The sequence below is a fragment of the Kitasatospora sp. NPDC034533 genome (assembly GCF_055575155.1).
Map to the genome: position 1 here is coordinate 1 of NZ_JBVITE010000011.1, position 15263 is coordinate 15263.

Here is a 15263-nt window from a genome sequence, read left to right on the forward strand (position 1 = left end):
ACCGCCGCGATCTGGCACAACGACCAGACCGGGCAGCCCGTCATGCGTTCCCTCACCGCGTACGACCACTGAACCCCTTGGCATCAATCATCTAGCCGGCTAGGTCAGGGAGGCGTCGGGGGCGGAGACCGTCCGCAGCGGCACCGAGGCCCGCAGCCGGAAGCCCTTGCCGCGCTCCCCCGGCCCGGTCTCCAGCCGCCCGCCGACCAGCGCCAGCCGCTCCTCCAGCCCGGACAGGCCGTTGCCCGGCTGCGACTTGCCCGGCCCCCGGCCGTTGTCGGTGACCTCCAGGACGGCGTAGCGCTCGCCGCTCGCCTCCCAGTGCTCGTCCGCCGTCACCGTGCAGACGGTGGCGCCCTCGCCGTGCCGGACCACGTTGGTGACGGCCTCGCGCAGCGCCCAGGCCAGCGCGCCGGACTCCTCGTCGGCCAGCGTCGGCCAGCTGTCCGCCAGGTCCGGCGCGGCCTCCAGCCGGACCTGCGCGGCGCCCAGCGCGGTGCGGGCGGCGGCCAGCTCGACCGGCAGGGTGGGACGGCGGAAGCCGGTCACCGCCTCCCGGACGTCGATCAGCGACTGCCGGGCGACCTGTTCGATGTCGGCGACCTGCGCCCGCGCCGCCTCGTCCTTGCCGGCGTCCATGAACCGCCCGGCCAGCTCGCTCTTCAGGGTGATCAGCGACAGCGAGTGCCCGAGCAGGTCGTGCAGGTCGCGGGCGAGGCGCAGCCGCTCCTCGGAGGCGGCCAGGTGCGCGACCGCCGCCCGGGCCTCGCGCAATTCCTTCATGGTGGCGACCAGCCGTTGCAGGCCGGTCATCGCGGCGCCGGAGAGGAAGGCGCTGAGCGCGAAGGTGGAGATGTTGTCGTTGCCGGCGCCGACGCCCACCCCGACCACGGCGGTGAGCGCGGCCATGGCGACCAGCGCGTGCAGCGCGTACCGGGCCGGTGCGATGATCGCGACGCAGACCGAGGCGTAGATGAACAGCGTCAGGAAGGCGCCGCCGAGGGCGACCGAGGCGGCGACGGCCAGCCCGGTCATCGTCGTGACGATCACCAGGCAGGCCCGCGGCCGCATCCCGGCCTGCGAGCGGAAGATCACCAGCAGGACGTAGGCGACCACGAACGCGGCCAGGCAGCACCAGCCGAACACCGTCCCGGCCGGGCCGTGGCCGCCGTGCAGCAGGTCGCTCGCCGGGTACGCCAGGTAGAGCATCCACAGCGCCATCCAGGCGACCTTGACCAGCAGCTGGCGTCGGCTCTCGATCGGGGAGCCGGGCACGTTCATGAACGACGCGCGCGCCGCACCCGCCTCCGGAGGTTCGTCGGGACGGCGGGTGTGACGCGTGCTGCTCATGTCGATCATCATGCCTGGCGGGTGTCGCGGCGGTACAGCGCCGCCGCGGCGGCGGCGAACACCACCAGGAAGCCGGCCAGCCCGGCGACCGCGACGGTGTCCAGGGAGTGCCCCGGCTGGGTGAAGGTGGCCAGCTTGTTGTACAGGTACACCGGGTTGAGCCGGGCGTACTTCTCCAGCGAGCCGGTCACCGGGAACCAGGTGCCGCCGAGCAGGGCCATCGCCATGTAGGTGATCATCACGATGGTCTGCACCGCGTCCGGCGCCGCCGCGTACCCGAGCGCCACCCCGAGCGCGGCGAAGACGAAGCTGCCCAGCCACAGCGCCGCCGCCAGCCCGAGCCACTGCGCCGGGGTGAACGAGACGCCCTGGCTCGCGCCGACCGCGAAGACCACCAGGATCGCCGGCAGCGTGGTCACCGCGCTCGCCGCGATCTTCCCGACGGTGTACGCCCGGCCGGGCAGCGCGGTCAGCCGCAGCTGGCGCACCCAGCCGCTCTTGCGCTCCAGCGAGATCCGCTGGGCGCTGTTGGTCAGCACGGCGCCGACCGCGCCGAAGGTGGCCATCGAGACCATGAAGTAGGTCTTCACCGGCAGCCCGCCGGCCAGCGGGCTGGAGCCGTAGGCGTTGATGAAGAAGAAGTACATCAGCGCCGGGTAGGCGATGGTGAAGAGCAGGTAGCGCCGGTTGCGCAGGGTCCGCAGGATCTCCAGGCGGATCAGGGTGGTCATCGCGCACTCTCCAGGGCTGCGTCGTTGCGGTCCTGCTCGCCGGTGATGGTCAGGAAGGCCTGTTCCAGGCCCAGCCCGGTCACCTCCAGTCCGCGCGGGTACAGGCCGGCCCGGTAGAGCCCGGCCACGTCGGCGTCGGCGTCCGCGGTCCGGATGCGCACCGTGCGCACCCCGGGGACCCGTGCCGTGACGTCCAGCGACTGCGCACCGGGCAGGGCGCGCAGCACCGCCTCGTCGAAGGGCCCGTCCGCGTCGTGGAGTTCGAAGGCGATCCGGCGCACCCCGGCCCGCGCCTTGATCTCCGCCGAGCTGCCGTCGGCGATCAGCCGGCCCCGGTGCAGCACCAGGACGCGGTCGGCGATCGAGTCGGCCTCCTCCAGGTAGTGGGTGGCGAACAGCACCGTGCGTCCGGCGTCGGCCTGGGCGCGCATGCTCGCCCAGAACGACTGCCGCACGCTGACGTCCATGCCGGTGGTCGGCTCGTCCAGCACGATCAGGTCGCTGTCGCCGGCGATGGCCAGGGCGAAGCGCACCCGCTGCTCCTGGCCGCCGGACAGCTTGTCGACCCGTCGCTCCGCCAGCTCGGTGATCCCCGCGTCGGTCAGCACCCCCGTGACCGACCGACCGCGCGGATGCACGTCGCAGGCGAGCCGGACCAGCTCGCGCACCTTGACGTCGGACATCAGCCCGCCGCTCTGGAGCATCGCGCCGACCCGGCCGGCCGCGATCGCCGCCCGCGGCGCGCCGCCGAACAGGGTCACGCTGCCCTGGTCGGGCTCGCGCAGGCCGAGCAGCAGGTCCAGGCTGGTGGACTTCCCGGCGCCGTTGGGCCCCAGCAGCGCCACCGTCTCCCCCGGTCGCAGGACCAGGTCCAGCCCGTCGACGGCCCGCACCCGCCCGTAGCTCTTGGCCACCCCGCGGAAGGCGGCCACCTCGGTAACCATCGTCCGGCTCCTCTCCTCTGACGCTGTGGTGTCCGGTGCTGTTCGCACCACCTCAGAGTCCCGCGGGCGGGGGTGGGGGCGGCAGTGTCCGCCGTCGTGCCTTCGGCATGACGGATGTCACGGCCGCGGCCGGTACCCCGGTCACGGGGCACCGGCCGCGGAAGGGCTGGTCAGGGGCGGTGGTCAGGCCCGGGGGGGGCGGTGCGGTGCGCCCGCCCCCGGGTCCTGCCTCACATCCCGAGCGAGCGCTTCACGAAGTCGACCTGGAGCAGCAGCAGGTTCTCCGCGACCTCCTCCTGCGGGGTCATGTGGGTGACGCCGGACAGCGGCAGCACGGTGTGCGGGCGCCCGGCGGCGAGCAGCGCCGAGGACAGCCGCAGGGTGTGCGCGGCCACCACGTTGTCGTCCGCCAGTCCGTGGATGATCATCAGCGGACGCTCCAGCCCGGCCGCGTACCCGCTCAGCGAGTTCGCGGCGTACACCTCGGGCCGCTCGGCCGGGTCGCCCAGGTAGCGCTCGGTGTAGTGGGTGTCGTACAGCTCCCAGTCGGTCACCGGCGCGCCGGCCACCGCCGCGTGGAAGACGTCCGGGCGGCGCAGCACGGCGAGCGCGGAGAGGTAACCGCCGTACGACCAGCCGCGGATGGCGACCCGGTCGAGGTCCAGCGGGAACTCCCCGGCGAGCGCCGCCAGCGCGTCCACCTGGTCGTCCAGGGTGGCCCCGGCGAAGTCGAAGGCGATCGACTTCTCCCAGGCCGGCCCGCGCCCGGGGGTGCCGCGCCCGTCGGCGACGATCACGGCGAAGCCCTGGTCGGCGAACCACTGCGACTGGAGGTGCGGGTTGTGCGCCTGGTAGACGCGCTGGCCGCCGGGGCCGCCGTACGGGTCCATCAGGACGGGCAGCAGGCCGTCCCGTTCGCGGTCGTAGCCGGTGGGCAGGAAAACGGCGGCCGGGATGCGGCGCTCGCCGGCGAAGCGGAAGACCGGACGGGCCGTGATGACCGGGGTCTCGGCGTGCGAGGCGATGGTGGCGACGTCGTCGACCGCCAGGCCGTCGGGCAGGTCCCGGGCGACCTGGACGAGCGTGCCGGGCAGGTCGGGCTCGGCGGTGGCGCGGACGGTGATGCCGCCGCCGTGCACCGCGCTGGTGACGGAGGTGAACGGCCGCCCGTTGGCGGACTCCCAGGCCAGCCGCTTGCCGTCGTGGCTGATCCGGCCGACGCCGACCCAGCCCGGCTCGGGGTCGGTCTCCTCGGCGCCGCCGGAGGCGCTGAAGAACACCTCGTCCTCGGTGACCGCGACGACCGACCGGACGTGCAGGTCGGCGCCGGTCACGGCGCGGTCGCCGATCACCAGCGCCCGCACGCCACCACCCTTCTCGGGGGCTTCGCCCCCCTCCCCGATGTCGGAGATCCGGACCAGCTTGCCGTCCGGGGTCCAGGCCGGCACGCCCGCGAACAGCTCCAGCCAGGGGCCGTCCTTCTCCTCGTGCAGCGTCTCGGTGGCGCCGGTGGCCACGTCCACGCCGAGGATCCGCTGGTGGCGCTGGTCGCGGGACTGCACCTGGAGCAGCGGGACGCCGCCCTTCGACCAGTGCACCCGGCCCAGGTACGGGAAGGCCTCGCGGTCCCAGACCACCTCGGTGCGCCCGCCGTCCAGGTCGAGCAGCCAGAGCCCGACCTCGGCGTTGGCGCTGCCGGCCGCCGGGTAGGCGACCTCGGCGGGCTCGCGGTCCGGGTTCGCCGGGTCGGCGATCCACCAGCGGCGCACCCGGCTGTCGTCGGCGCGCTCGACCAGCAGCCGGTCGCTCTCCGGGGACCACCAGAAGCCGCGGTCGCGGCCCATCTCCTCCTGGGCGATGAACTCGGCCTGGCCCCAGGTGACGTTCGGGCCGTCGGGCTCGGCGAGCACCCGGTCGCCGCTGCCGTCGGTCCGGGTCAGCCGCAGCTCGCCGGCCGTGTTGGCGTACGCGACGTGGGCGCCGTCCGGGGACGGCCGCGGGTCCAGCAGCGGGCCCTCGGCGGGCAGTTCGGCGGTGGTGCCGGCGGCCAGGTCGGCGGTGAACAGCCGGCCGGAGAGGGCGAAGGCGGCCAGGGCGCCGGCCGCGTCGAGGGCGTAGCCGACGATGCCGGCCGAGCCCTCGCGGCTGCGCTCGCGGCGCGCCTTCTCGGCCGGGGAGAGGTCCTCCTCGCCGCCGTCGAGCAGCGCCGCCGGGTCGGCGGCGATCCGCTCCTCGCCGGTGGCGGTGTCGAGGGTCCAGAGCAGGTTGGCCCGGTCGCGGCCCGACCGCGAGCGGAGGAAGACGACCCGCGAGCCGTCCGGTGCGACGGAGAAGGAGCGGGGCGCGCCGACGGTGTAGCGCAGGGTCCGCGCGTACTGCCGCGGGAAGGTGTCCGCAGAGGTGTGGGAGGTCATGGCACCAGACCCTATGACGCCGGACCACCGCCCCCGGAGGCGCGCTGATCACTCGTTCGGAGTATCGCGCCGAAGTACGCCCCAAAGGGGCCCAAACCGCCTCCGACCGGCCTACGCGCCCCTCGAATGCCACTGTGCCCCGGCGCGCGCGGACTCACTGAGTGTGATGACTTCCTCACCCATCGGGTATGACTTGTCCGGCGAGTGATCGTCGGTCCCCGTCCCGGGCCGCGGCCACCCGCAGCCTCCAGTCCCCCGCCGCCTTCCCCCGGAGGCGGCGCGCCCGAGAATGGGGTGTGTGCCGTCATGGCCATGAACATCTCCGCCGCCGTGCTGATGCTGGTGATCGTGGTGATCCTGATCCGCCGGTCCGGCCTGAAGCTGGCGCACGCGATCGTCTGCGCGCTGCTCGGCTTCTACCTGGCCTCCAGCTCGATCGCCCCGTCGATCAGCCAGGTCACCAGCAACCTCGCCGGGATGATCAACGGCCTGCGGCTCTGACCGCGCCACCGCGGCCGTCAGGGCGGACGCCGGGAGTCCGGAGACAGGCCCTAGGCTTCCTTCCATGACCGCGACTACCGGCCGCCGCCTCCTCCTGGTCCACGCGCACCCCGACGACGAGTCGATCGGCAACGGCGCCACGATGGCCCGGTACGCCGCCGAGGGCGCCCGGGTCACGCTGGTGACCTGCACCCTGGGCGAGGGCGGCGAGGTGATCCCCCCGGAGCTGGCCCACCTGACGGCCGATCGGGAGGACACCCTCGGCGCGTACCGGATCGGCGAGCTGACCGCGGCCATGGGCGCCCTCGGCGTCACCGACTTCCGCTTCCTCGGCGGCCCGGGGCGCTACCGGGACTCCGGCATGATGGGCGTGCCCGAGAACGACGCGCCCGGCTGCTTCTGGCGGGCGGACGTCGACGAGGCGGCCGGCCACCTGGTCGCGGTGATCCGCGAGACGCGGCCGCAGGTGCTGGTCACGTACGACGAGAACGGCGGCTACGGGCACCCGGACCACATCCAGGCGCACCGGGTCGCGATGCGCGCGCACGAGCTGGCCGCCGACCCGGCGTACCGCCCCGCGCTGGGCCCGGCCTGGCGGATCGCCAAGGTGTACTGGAACCGGATGCCCCGCTCGGTGATCGAGGCCGGCCTCGCCGAGGCCGCCGCCAAGGCGTCCTTCCCGGGCGTCACCCCGGTCGCCGGCGTCCCCGGCGTGGTCGACGACGAGGTGGTCACCACGGTGCTGGACGGCGCCGGGTACGCCGCCCCCAAGGCCGCCGCGATGGCCGCGCACGCCACCCAGATCACGGTGGACGGCGCGTTCTTCGCGCTCTCCAACGGCCTCGCCCAGCCGCTGTTCACCACCGAGTACTACCAGCTGGTGCGCGGCCAGGCCGGGCCGGGCGAACCGGAGGACGACCTGTTCGCGGGCCTCGCCCCCGACCCCGCGCACGCCGAGGAGGGCGTCCGATGAGCAAGACCGCCCCCCAGCCGCCGCGCCGCTCGCTGCCGGCCGCCGTCCTCGGCACCCGCGAGGAGCGGCTGGCCGAGTCCCAGCCCCCTCGCCTCGCCCGGATCGGGGCCTACGTCCTGTTCTTCCTGCTGGGTGTCGCGGTGTCGGTCTGCGGATCCTTCGTGCAGGCCCTGTGGCCGCCGGTGGGGGTCCTGCTGGCGCTCGCCGCGACGGCCGCCACCTTCTACGGCGGCCTGCGGGTCACCGGCACCCGGCTCGGCGCGGGCGCGGGCGCGGCCGGCTGGTTCCTGGCGATGCTGCTGCTGATCGTGCCCCGGCCCGAGGGCGACAACGTGCTGTGGTCCAACGCGACCTCGCTGGCCTGGCTGTTCGCCGGCTCGGTGCTGGGCGTGATCTGCGCCACCCTGCCCACCCGCGCCGGCTGGTTCCCCGGGGTTCCCGGCCCCCCGCGCTGACCCGGCCCGCGCACGGCGTACGGTACCTCGTACGACGCGCAGTCAGGAGCGGGCGGCCTTACTCTCATACCGGAGGAACCGGACGTATCAGGATCTGTCCGAAGCCGTTCGCCGCTCAGTTCTTCCCAGTATGGTGGTCCCGCAGAACGCCGTACCCGACCGCCGCCCGCCCCAGCCGGGCCCGGCGCCCACGAACCGCGGTCGCGCCGCACGGCCCGCCCGCGAACCCGGAGCAGAGCAGCATTGAGCAGCCGCGAATCTGACAACGCCCACCCGACGCCCCGGCGCACGGGTCCGGACGCCTACCCGTCGGGCACCCCGCCCTACGGCACCCCGGGCCCCGGCGGCGACCGGGCCGCGGCCGGCTCGGGTGCCGTGTCGGGCGGCGAGGACGACGGCCCGAAGACCGAGACCACCCTGACCACCCGGGTGCGGATCAACATCCCCGGCTCGCGTCCGATCCCGCCGGTCGTCGTCCGCAGCGCCGTCAAGAACGAGGACGGCCCGGGCGACGACGCCCCGGCCGCCGCACCCGAGCCGGGCAGCCCCCGGCACCGCTCCGCGCCGGCCTCGCCCGTCCTCGGCGTGATGGAGGACGGCGGACGCGCCGCCAACCCGCCGAGCCTGCCGCCGGAGTGGGAGATGCCGGCGGTCCCGCCGATCCCGGCGGCGACCTCCGAGTCGGAGTCCACCGGCGCCTGGTTCCGGCCGCGCCAGAAGAAGGCCCCGGCCGTCGAGGCCGTCCCGGCCGCGGTGCCGGCCGGCGCCGCGGGCACGGTGGAGGCCCCGGCCGCGCCGGCCGCCGCCGAGCCGCGCCCGCAGGCCGCCCGCCCGGCCGCCCGTGCCGAAGGGGCCGCGAAGGGCCGTTCGGTTCCGTCCCAGGGCAAGCAGGCGAACCCGGCCGCACCCGCCGCGCCGTACCGCGCCGAGGCGCCGGTGGAGGAGCCCGGCGTGTACGAGGCCGCGGCGCCCTTCGCCCCGGCCACCGAGCCGCTCCCGCCGGTCACCGACCCGTTCGGCACCTCCGTCCCGGACGCCGGCCGGGCCCGGCAGAACGGCGCCCAGCAGAACGACCGCCCGCGCGGCGGCCGGCGCGACGGTCAGCAGCCCGGCCCGCGGAACGGCTTCCAGCCGAACGGCCACCCGGCCCCCGCGCCGCACCCGCAGGCCGGACCGGCCGCCGGAGCGAACCCCGAGGACACCTCGGTCGACGGCTTCGAGCCGATCCGCGACCACACCCCGCCGCCCGCCGCGATACCCGGCCTGCCCCGCGACGGCGCGCCGCGCGGCACCGACGGCCCCGCGCAGCCCGGCCTGTTCGCCTCGGCCCCGACCGGCGCCGACCCGTTCGCCACCCAGCGCCCGGCCGCCCCCGGACAGGCGAACCCCGCCGTACCGGCCGGCCCCGGCGCGCTCTTCCCGGGCGCGCCCGGCGCCACCCCCGCCCCGCAGCCCGGCGGCCCTCAGCAGGCCGGCCGCGACCCCGAGGCCACCGAGCTCACCCCGCTGCCGACCCCGGCCCCCGGCCCCCGGCCCGAGGCGGCCAAGGCCGCCGAGGCCGCCGAGGCCGCACCGGCACCGGCCCCCGCCAAGGCGAAGGCCGCGCCCACCGCGCCCGCCAAGGCCAAGCGCGGCGGCCCCGGCAAGAAGCTGGTCAAGCTGGGCGTCTACGGCATCGGCGCGGTGCTGTTCCTCGGCGCCGCCGCGTACGGCACCGGCCTGATGCTCAACCAGTCCGACGTCCCCAAGGGCACCGTGGTGCTCGGCGCCGAGATCGGCGGCAGCAGCCGCGACCAGGCGATCCACCAGCTGGACGAGTCGATCGGCAAGGCCGGCCAGCAGCCGCTCAAGCTGAAGATCGGCGACCAGGCCGTGGACCTCGACCCGGCGGTCGCCGGCCTGAGCTTCGACACCACCGCCACCGTGGACGGCCTGGCCCAGCACAGCTACAACCCGGTCGACGTCTTCAAGTCGCTCAAGGGCGGCACCAAGGCCGTCGCCCCGGAGGTCAAGGTCGACCGGGCCAAGCTCAAGGCCGCCCTCGACTCCCTGTCCGCCGGTGCCGGCGCCGGCGCGGGCCTCCAGGAGGGCTACGTCAAGTTCGGCGACAACGGCGAGCCGATCGTCGTCCCCGGCCGGGCCGGTCAGGCGGTGGACTCGGCGAGCGCCCTGGACGTGATCGAGCAGGCCTACCGCGACCGCGCGGACGGCAAGCCCGACCAGCCGATCGCCCTCGCCGTCGCGGCCGCCCAGCCGAAGGTCTCCACCCAGGCCCTCCAGGCCGCCGCCGACAGCCTCGGCAAGCAGGTGGCCGCCGGCAAGGTGCACGTCACGGCCGGTACCAAGACCTGGGACTTCGGCCCGAAGACGGCCTCCAAGGCGCTCACCCTGGCCCCGGACGCCTCCGGCAAGATCGTGCCCAAGTGGGACCTCGACGCGCTCTCCGCCCAGCTGGGCACCGCGTTCGACAAGGTGAAGGTCAAGAAGAACGGCCAGCTCGCCGCGATCACCCCGCAGGACGTCGCGGACGGCATCACCTCGGTGTTCGACAAGACCGGCGACAAGGAGCGCACCTTCAAGTTCGCGGTCTGACACTCCCGCGACCGAAGAACCCGCACCCGGAAGGGGCGGGCCCGCACCCGGGCCCGCCCCTTCGCCGCGCCGCTCGACAACACCCCTCCCGGTCAGCAAGATGTGACGCCACACCACCCGTCACCTCCACCCCGGGGAGCACGCCGATGCGCCGCCGCCTCCAGCACCACGGGACGGCCCTGCTCGCCGGTCTCACCGCCCTCACCCTCTCGCTGGCCCTCTGCTCCTGCACCCCCGGCCAGGGCGGTGCCGGCGGTGACGCGCTGCCCGCCGCCCCCTCGTCGCCCAAGCTCACCTCGATCGACATCAACCCGCACGACCGGGACCAGCTGCGCCAGGGCGGCACCCTGAACCTGGCGATCGCCCAGTTCTCCCACCAGTGGTCGCCGATCCACGCCGACGGCGCCGAGTCCACGACCGTCATGGTCAGCAAGCCGCTGCTGCCGACCTTCTTCCGCTCGGACGCGGCCGGCACCCAGACGCCCAACCCGGCCTACCTCCAGGACGCCCACGCCGACCTCAAGGACGGCCGGCAGGTGGTCACCTGGACCCTCAACCCGAAGGCCCACTGGTCCGACGGCACCCCGATCACCTGGCGGGACGTCGAGGCCAACTGGCGTGCCCTGAACGGGAAGGACCCGGCGTACAAGTCCTCCAGCAACACCGGCTTCGAACTGGTCTCCTCGGTCGAACGCGGCAAGGACGACTACCAGGCCGTGATGACCTTCGACCGCCCGTTCTCCGAGTGGCAGTCGATGTTCAACAGCGCGAGCAACGCCCCGCTGCTGCCCGCCACCAGGATCTCCACCCCGGAGCTGTTCAACACCGCCTACCTGGACGGGTTCCCGGTCACCGCCGGCCCGTTCAAGGTCGAGCGCCTGGACCGCGCCGCCCAGACCGTCACACTGGTCGCCGACCCCTCCTGGTGGGGCGACAAGCCGATGCTGGACCGGATCGTCTTCCACGCGATGCTGCCCTCCGCGGTGCCCGCCGCCTTCGCCAAGGGAGAGCTCGACCTCGTCAACATCGGCCCGGACGTGGCCGGTTACCAGCTCATCAAGGCCACCAAGGGCGCCGTGGTCCGCCGGGCCGGCGGGCCGGACTTCCGCCAGCTCACCCTGAACGCCCGCACCCCCGCGCTCAGCGACGCGACCGTGCGCCAGGCCGTCTTCCAGGCGATCGACCGGGACGCGGTGATCCGCGCCGACCTCAGCGGCCTGGACTGGCCCACCGTCCCGCTCAACAACCACCTGCTGGTCACCAACCAGAACGGCTACCGCGACAACTCCCTGGGCCTGGCCCGCTACGACCCGGCCGAGGCCGCCCGCAAGCTGGACTCGGCCGGCTGGAAGGTGGACGGCGACGTCCGGAAGAAGGACGGCCGCGAGCTGAACCTGCGGATGGTCGTCCCGGCCGGCGTCACCCCGGCCCAGACCGAGGCCGCCAGCGCCACCAGGATGCTCAAGGACGTCGGCATCAAGGTCACCACGGTGACCGCCCCCCTCAACGAGTTCTTCGACCGGTACGTCAACCGCGACGACTTCGACATCGCCGCCTACTCCCTGATCGGCACCCCCTTCCCGGCCAGCGGCAACCGCGCCAACTTCGCCCAGAACGGCGGCACCAACCGCGTCGGCGCGGGCAGCCCGGCGGCGGACGCCGCGCTCGACCGGGCCGCCGCCGCGAGCGACGCGGCCACCGCCTCCGAGGCGATCAACCAGGCCGACGGCGAGCTCTGGAAGGTGGCCGGCGTGCTGCCGCTCTACCAGCGCCCGCAGCTGTTCGGGGCCCGCGCCGACCTCGCCAACATCGGCGCCCAGGGCCTGTCCGACATCGTCTGGGAGAACGTCGGCTTCCTGAAGTAGCCGGCCGGAGCGGCCCTCCGCCGGAGTCGGCGGGCTCAGCCGTGCAGCGTCTCGCGCCAGTAGTGGCAGGCGCTGCGGCGGCCCGCCAGCTCCGTCCCGTGCTCGCTGGTCACCGGCACCAGCGCCGGGAGCTCGGTGCGGCAGCGATCCTGCGCCCGGTCACAGCGCGGGTTGAAGGCGCAGCCCTCCGGGATGCGCAGCAGGTTGGGCGGCAGGCCCTTGATGGCGTGCAGGTCCCGGCCCTTCTGGTCGAGTCGGGGGATCGAGTCCAGCAGTCCCCGGGTGTACGGGTGTGCCGGGCGGGCGTACAGCTCGTGCACCGGGGCCGTCTCCACGATGCGGCCCGCGTACATCACGGCGATCTTGTCCGCGACGTCGGCGACCACGCCCAGGTCGTGGGTGATCAGGATCAGGCCCATGTTGAACTCGGCCTGGAGCTCGGCGAGCAGGTCCATCACCTGGGCCTGGACGGTCACGTCCAGCGCCGTGGTCGGCTCGTCCGCGATGATCAGGTCCGGCTCCAGGGCCAGCGCCATCGCGATCATGATGCGCTGGCGCATCCCGCCGGAGAACTGGTGGGGGAAGTCACCCACCCGCTGCCGGGCGGCCGGGATGCGCACCCGCTCCATCAGCTCGACGGCCTTCTCCCGCGCCTCCTTGCGGGTGACTCCCCGGTGGGCCCGGAACATCTCGCCCAATTGGTAGCCGACGGTGAGCACCGGATTCAGCGCGGACAGCGCGTCCTGGAAGATCATCGCGATGTGCCCGCCCCGGACGGTCCGCCGGGCGCTCTCCCGCATGGTCAGCAGGTCCTCGCCGCGGAACAGGACCCGCCCCGCGGTGATCCGCCCCGGCGGCGTGTCCAGGATGCCCATGATCGCCTGGGCCGTGACCGACTTGCCGGAGCCGGACTCCCCCAGCACCGCCAGCGTCTCCCCCGCCGAGACGGAGTAGCTCACCCCGTTGACGGCCTTGGCGACGCCGTCCCGGGTGTGGAACTCCACGTGCAGGTCGTCGACCTCCAGCAACGGCGCACCGGGCTCCAGGCTCGCCCGACCGCCGCCGATCACCTCCACCGCGTCCATGAGAGCAGCCCTCCTCGGCACCGCGGCGTCCACCGTTGGGCGCAGAGCAACTATCAAGGAACGGCGGGTACTTGGCGAGCCCGCGGCAGATCTCTTTTCCGTCACGGCCGCTCGGCCGCCGACGTCCCGGATCAGCACTCGCCCGGGGTCAGCGCTCGCCCGGGGTCAGCGCTCGCCCGGTATCAGCACTCGCCCGGGATCAGCGCTCCGCGCCCTGCCCGACCTCGCGCTCCGCCGCGAAGTGACACGCCGAATCGTGCCGCGCCGCCCCGTCCAGCCAGGACGGCGCGGCCAGCAGCGGCACCTCGACCTCGCACCGCTGCTGGGCCTTCCAGCAGCGGGTGCGGAAGCGGCAGCCCGACGGAGGGTTGGCCGGCGAGGGCACGTCGCCGGTGAGCACGATCCGGTCCCGGCTCTCCCGCGCCGTCGGGTCCGGCACCGGCACCGCGGAGAGCAGTGCCTGGGTGTACGGGTGCGTCGCGTGGTCGTAGATCTCCTCGTCCGAGCCGATCTCGACCAGCTTCCCCAGGTACATCACCCCGACCCGGTCCGAGATGTGCCGGACGATCGAGAGGTCGTGGGCGATGAACATGTACGACAGGTTGAACTCCCCCTGGAGCTGCTCCAGCAGGTTGATCACCTGCGCCTGCACCGAGACGTCCAGCGCCGAGACCGGCTCGTCGCAGATGATGATCTCCGGCTTGAGCGCCAGCCCCCGTGCGATGCCGATGCGCTGGCGCTGGCCGCCGGAGAACTGGTGCGGATAGCGGTTGATGTACTCGGGGTTGAGCCCGACCACGTCCAGCAGGTCCTGGACGGCCCTGCGGCGGTCGCCCTTGGGCGCCACCTCGGGGTGGATCTCGAACGGCTCGCCGATGATGTCGCCGACCGTCATGCGCGGGTTGAGCGAGGTGTACGGGTCCTGGAACACCATCTGGATGTTCCGCCGGACGGCCTTCAGCGCCCCGCCGGAGAGCCGGGAGATCTCCTCCCCCTTGTAGCGCACCGATCCTCCGGTGGCGGGCTCCAGGTTCATCAGCACCTTGGCCAGCGTGGACTTCCCGCAGCCGGACTCGCCGACGATGCCGAGCGTCTCGCCCTGCATCAGGTCGAAGGTGACCCCGTCCACCGCCTTGACCGCGCCGACCTGCCGCTTGAGCAGCACGCCCTTGGTCAGCGGGAAGTGCTTGACCAGGTCCCGGACTTCGAGGATCGGCTCGCCGCGCGGCACCTCCTGCGCGAAGACGACCTCCTCCGGCACCACCGCGCCCACGGCGCCGGCCCCGTCAACGGTCATGGAGGGTGTCCTTCCAGAAGTAGCAGGCGCTGCCGCGGCCCTTCACCGGCGCCCCGTCCTCCTCGGCGACCGGGAACAGCTCCGGCACCTCGGCCCGGCAGACGTCCTGGGCGCGCGGGCAGCGCGGGTTGAAGGCGCAGCCCCTGGGGATGCGCAGCAGGTTGGGCGGCAGGCCCTTGATGGCGTAGAGCTCCTGGCCCTTCTGGTCGAGCCGGGGGATCGAGTCCAGCAGTCCCCGGGTGTACGGGTGTGCCGGGCGGGCGTACAGCTCGTGCACCGGGGCGGTCTCGACGATGCGGCCCGCGTACATCACCGCGATCTTGTCCGCGACGTCGGCCACCACGCCCAGGTCGTGGGTGATCAGGATCAGGCCCATGTTGAACTCGGCCTGGAGCTCGGCGAGCAGGTCCATCACCTGGGCCTGGACGGTCACGTCCAGGGCGGTGGTCGGCTCGTCCGCGATGATCAGGTCCGGCTCCAGGGCCAGCGCCATCGCGATCATGATGCGCTGGCGCATCCCGCCGGAGAACTGGTGCGGATAGTCGTTCACCCGCTGCCGGGCGGCCGGGATGCGCACCCGCTCCATCAGCTCGACGGCCTTCTCCCGCGCCTCCTTGCGGGTGACTCCCCGGTGGGCCCGGAACATCTCGCCCAGCTGGTAGCCGACGGTGAGCACCGGATTCAGCGCGGACAGCGCGTCCTGGAAGATCATCGCGATCTTCCGGCCACGGATCCGCCGCCGCTCGTCCTTGCCCATCCCGAGCATGTCCCGGCCGCGGTAGAGGATCTCGCCGCGCGGGATCCGGGCCGGCGGCGTGTCCAGGATGCCCATGATCGCCTGCGCCGTGACCGACTTGCCGGAGCCGGACTCCCCCAGCACCGCCAGCGTCTCCCCCGCCGAGACGGAGTAGCTCACCCCGTTGACGGCCTTGGCGACGCCGTCCCGGGTGACGAACTCCACGTGCAGGTCCCGGACGTCGAGCAGCGGCCCCTGGAACGGTGCCCGCTGCTCGTGCCGGCCTGCGCCCAGCGCTGTGCTCACGATGCGCTCCCCTC

General features: G+C 73.8%; 12 protein-coding genes. 5 read left to right on the plus strand and 7 right to left on the minus strand.

Features of this window, described 5'->3' with window-relative positions; all coding sequences use genetic code 11:
• Window positions 1-99: 99 nt before the first annotated feature.
• From ACZ55U_RS10600 to ACZ55U_RS10615, 4 genes are all read right to left on the minus strand, one after another.
• Window positions 100-1350 (minus strand): sensor histidine kinase, encoded by a 1251-nt coding sequence (locus tag ACZ55U_RS10600; protein ID WP_465524624.1) that lies wholly within the window; start codon window positions 1348-1350, stop codon window positions 100-102.
• Between the two features lie 8 nt (window positions 1351-1358).
• Window positions 1359-2081, minus strand: coding sequence for an ABC transporter permease (locus tag ACZ55U_RS10605; RefSeq protein WP_465524625.1), 723 nt, complete (start codon window positions 2079-2081; stop codon window positions 1359-1361).
• Window positions 2078-3025 (minus strand): ABC transporter ATP-binding protein, encoded by a 948-nt coding sequence (locus tag ACZ55U_RS10610; protein ID WP_465524626.1) that lies wholly within the window; start codon window positions 3023-3025, stop codon window positions 2078-2080. The genes ACZ55U_RS10605 and ACZ55U_RS10610 overlap by 4 nt, the downstream gene beginning before the upstream one ends.
• Window positions 3026-3255: 230 nt before the next feature.
• Window positions 3256-5439, minus strand: a complete 2184-nt coding sequence (locus ACZ55U_RS10615) for a S9 family peptidase (protein ID WP_465524628.1) — start codon at window positions 5437-5439, stop codon at window positions 3256-3258.
• A gap of 306 nt (window positions 5440-5745) precedes the next feature.
• Here ACZ55U_RS10615 and ACZ55U_RS10620 point away from each other — a divergent pair, with 306 nt between their 5' ends.
• The 5 genes from ACZ55U_RS10620 (at window position 5746) to ACZ55U_RS10640 (ending at window position 11825) form a co-directional block, all read left to right on the plus strand.
• A complete protein-coding gene (locus ACZ55U_RS10620) occupies window positions 5746-5940 on the plus strand; it encodes a DUF2304 family protein (protein ID WP_049658010.1) in 195 nt (64 codons plus the stop codon).
• A gap of 64 nt (window positions 5941-6004) precedes the next feature.
• Window positions 6005-6913 (plus strand): N-acetyl-1-D-myo-inositol-2-amino-2-deoxy-alpha-D-glucopyranoside deacetylase, encoded by a 909-nt coding sequence (gene mshB, locus ACZ55U_RS10625; RefSeq protein WP_465524630.1) that lies wholly within the window; start codon window positions 6005-6007, stop codon window positions 6911-6913.
• Window positions 6910-7368, plus strand: coding sequence for a DUF6113 family protein (locus ACZ55U_RS10630; RefSeq protein ID WP_465524632.1), 459 nt, complete (start codon window positions 6910-6912; stop codon window positions 7366-7368). The genes mshB and ACZ55U_RS10630 overlap by 4 nt, the downstream gene beginning before the upstream one ends.
• Before the next feature lie 243 nt (window positions 7369-7611).
• Window positions 7612-9960: a hypothetical protein gene (locus ACZ55U_RS10635; protein WP_465524634.1), complete on the plus strand. Its 2349-nt coding sequence runs from the start codon at window positions 7612-7614 to the stop codon at window positions 9958-9960.
• A 146-nt stretch (window positions 9961-10106) separates the two neighbouring features.
• Window positions 10107-11825: an ABC transporter family substrate-binding protein gene (locus ACZ55U_RS10640; protein WP_465524636.1), complete on the plus strand. Its 1719-nt coding sequence runs from the start codon at window positions 10107-10109 to the stop codon at window positions 11823-11825.
• Between the two features lie 35 nt (window positions 11826-11860).
• Here the strand turns inward: ACZ55U_RS10640 and ACZ55U_RS10645 are convergent, their stop codons facing one another.
• The 3 genes from ACZ55U_RS10645 to ACZ55U_RS10655 form a co-directional block, all read right to left on the minus strand.
• Window positions 11861-12910 (minus strand): ABC transporter ATP-binding protein, encoded by a 1050-nt coding sequence (locus ACZ55U_RS10645; protein ID WP_465524638.1) that lies wholly within the window; start codon window positions 12908-12910, stop codon window positions 11861-11863.
• Window positions 12911-13109: 199 nt separating this feature from the next.
• Entirely contained in the window at window positions 13110-14207 is a 1098-nt protein-coding gene (locus tag ACZ55U_RS10650) for an ABC transporter ATP-binding protein (protein ID WP_465524640.1), read from the minus strand.
• Complete coding sequence (locus ACZ55U_RS10655; protein WP_465524642.1) at window positions 14197-15249, minus strand: ABC transporter ATP-binding protein; 1053 nt, start codon at window positions 15247-15249, stop codon at window positions 14197-14199. Before ACZ55U_RS10655 ends, ACZ55U_RS10650 begins: the two co-directional genes overlap by 11 nt.
• Between the last annotated feature and the right edge of the window lie 14 nt (window positions 15250-15263).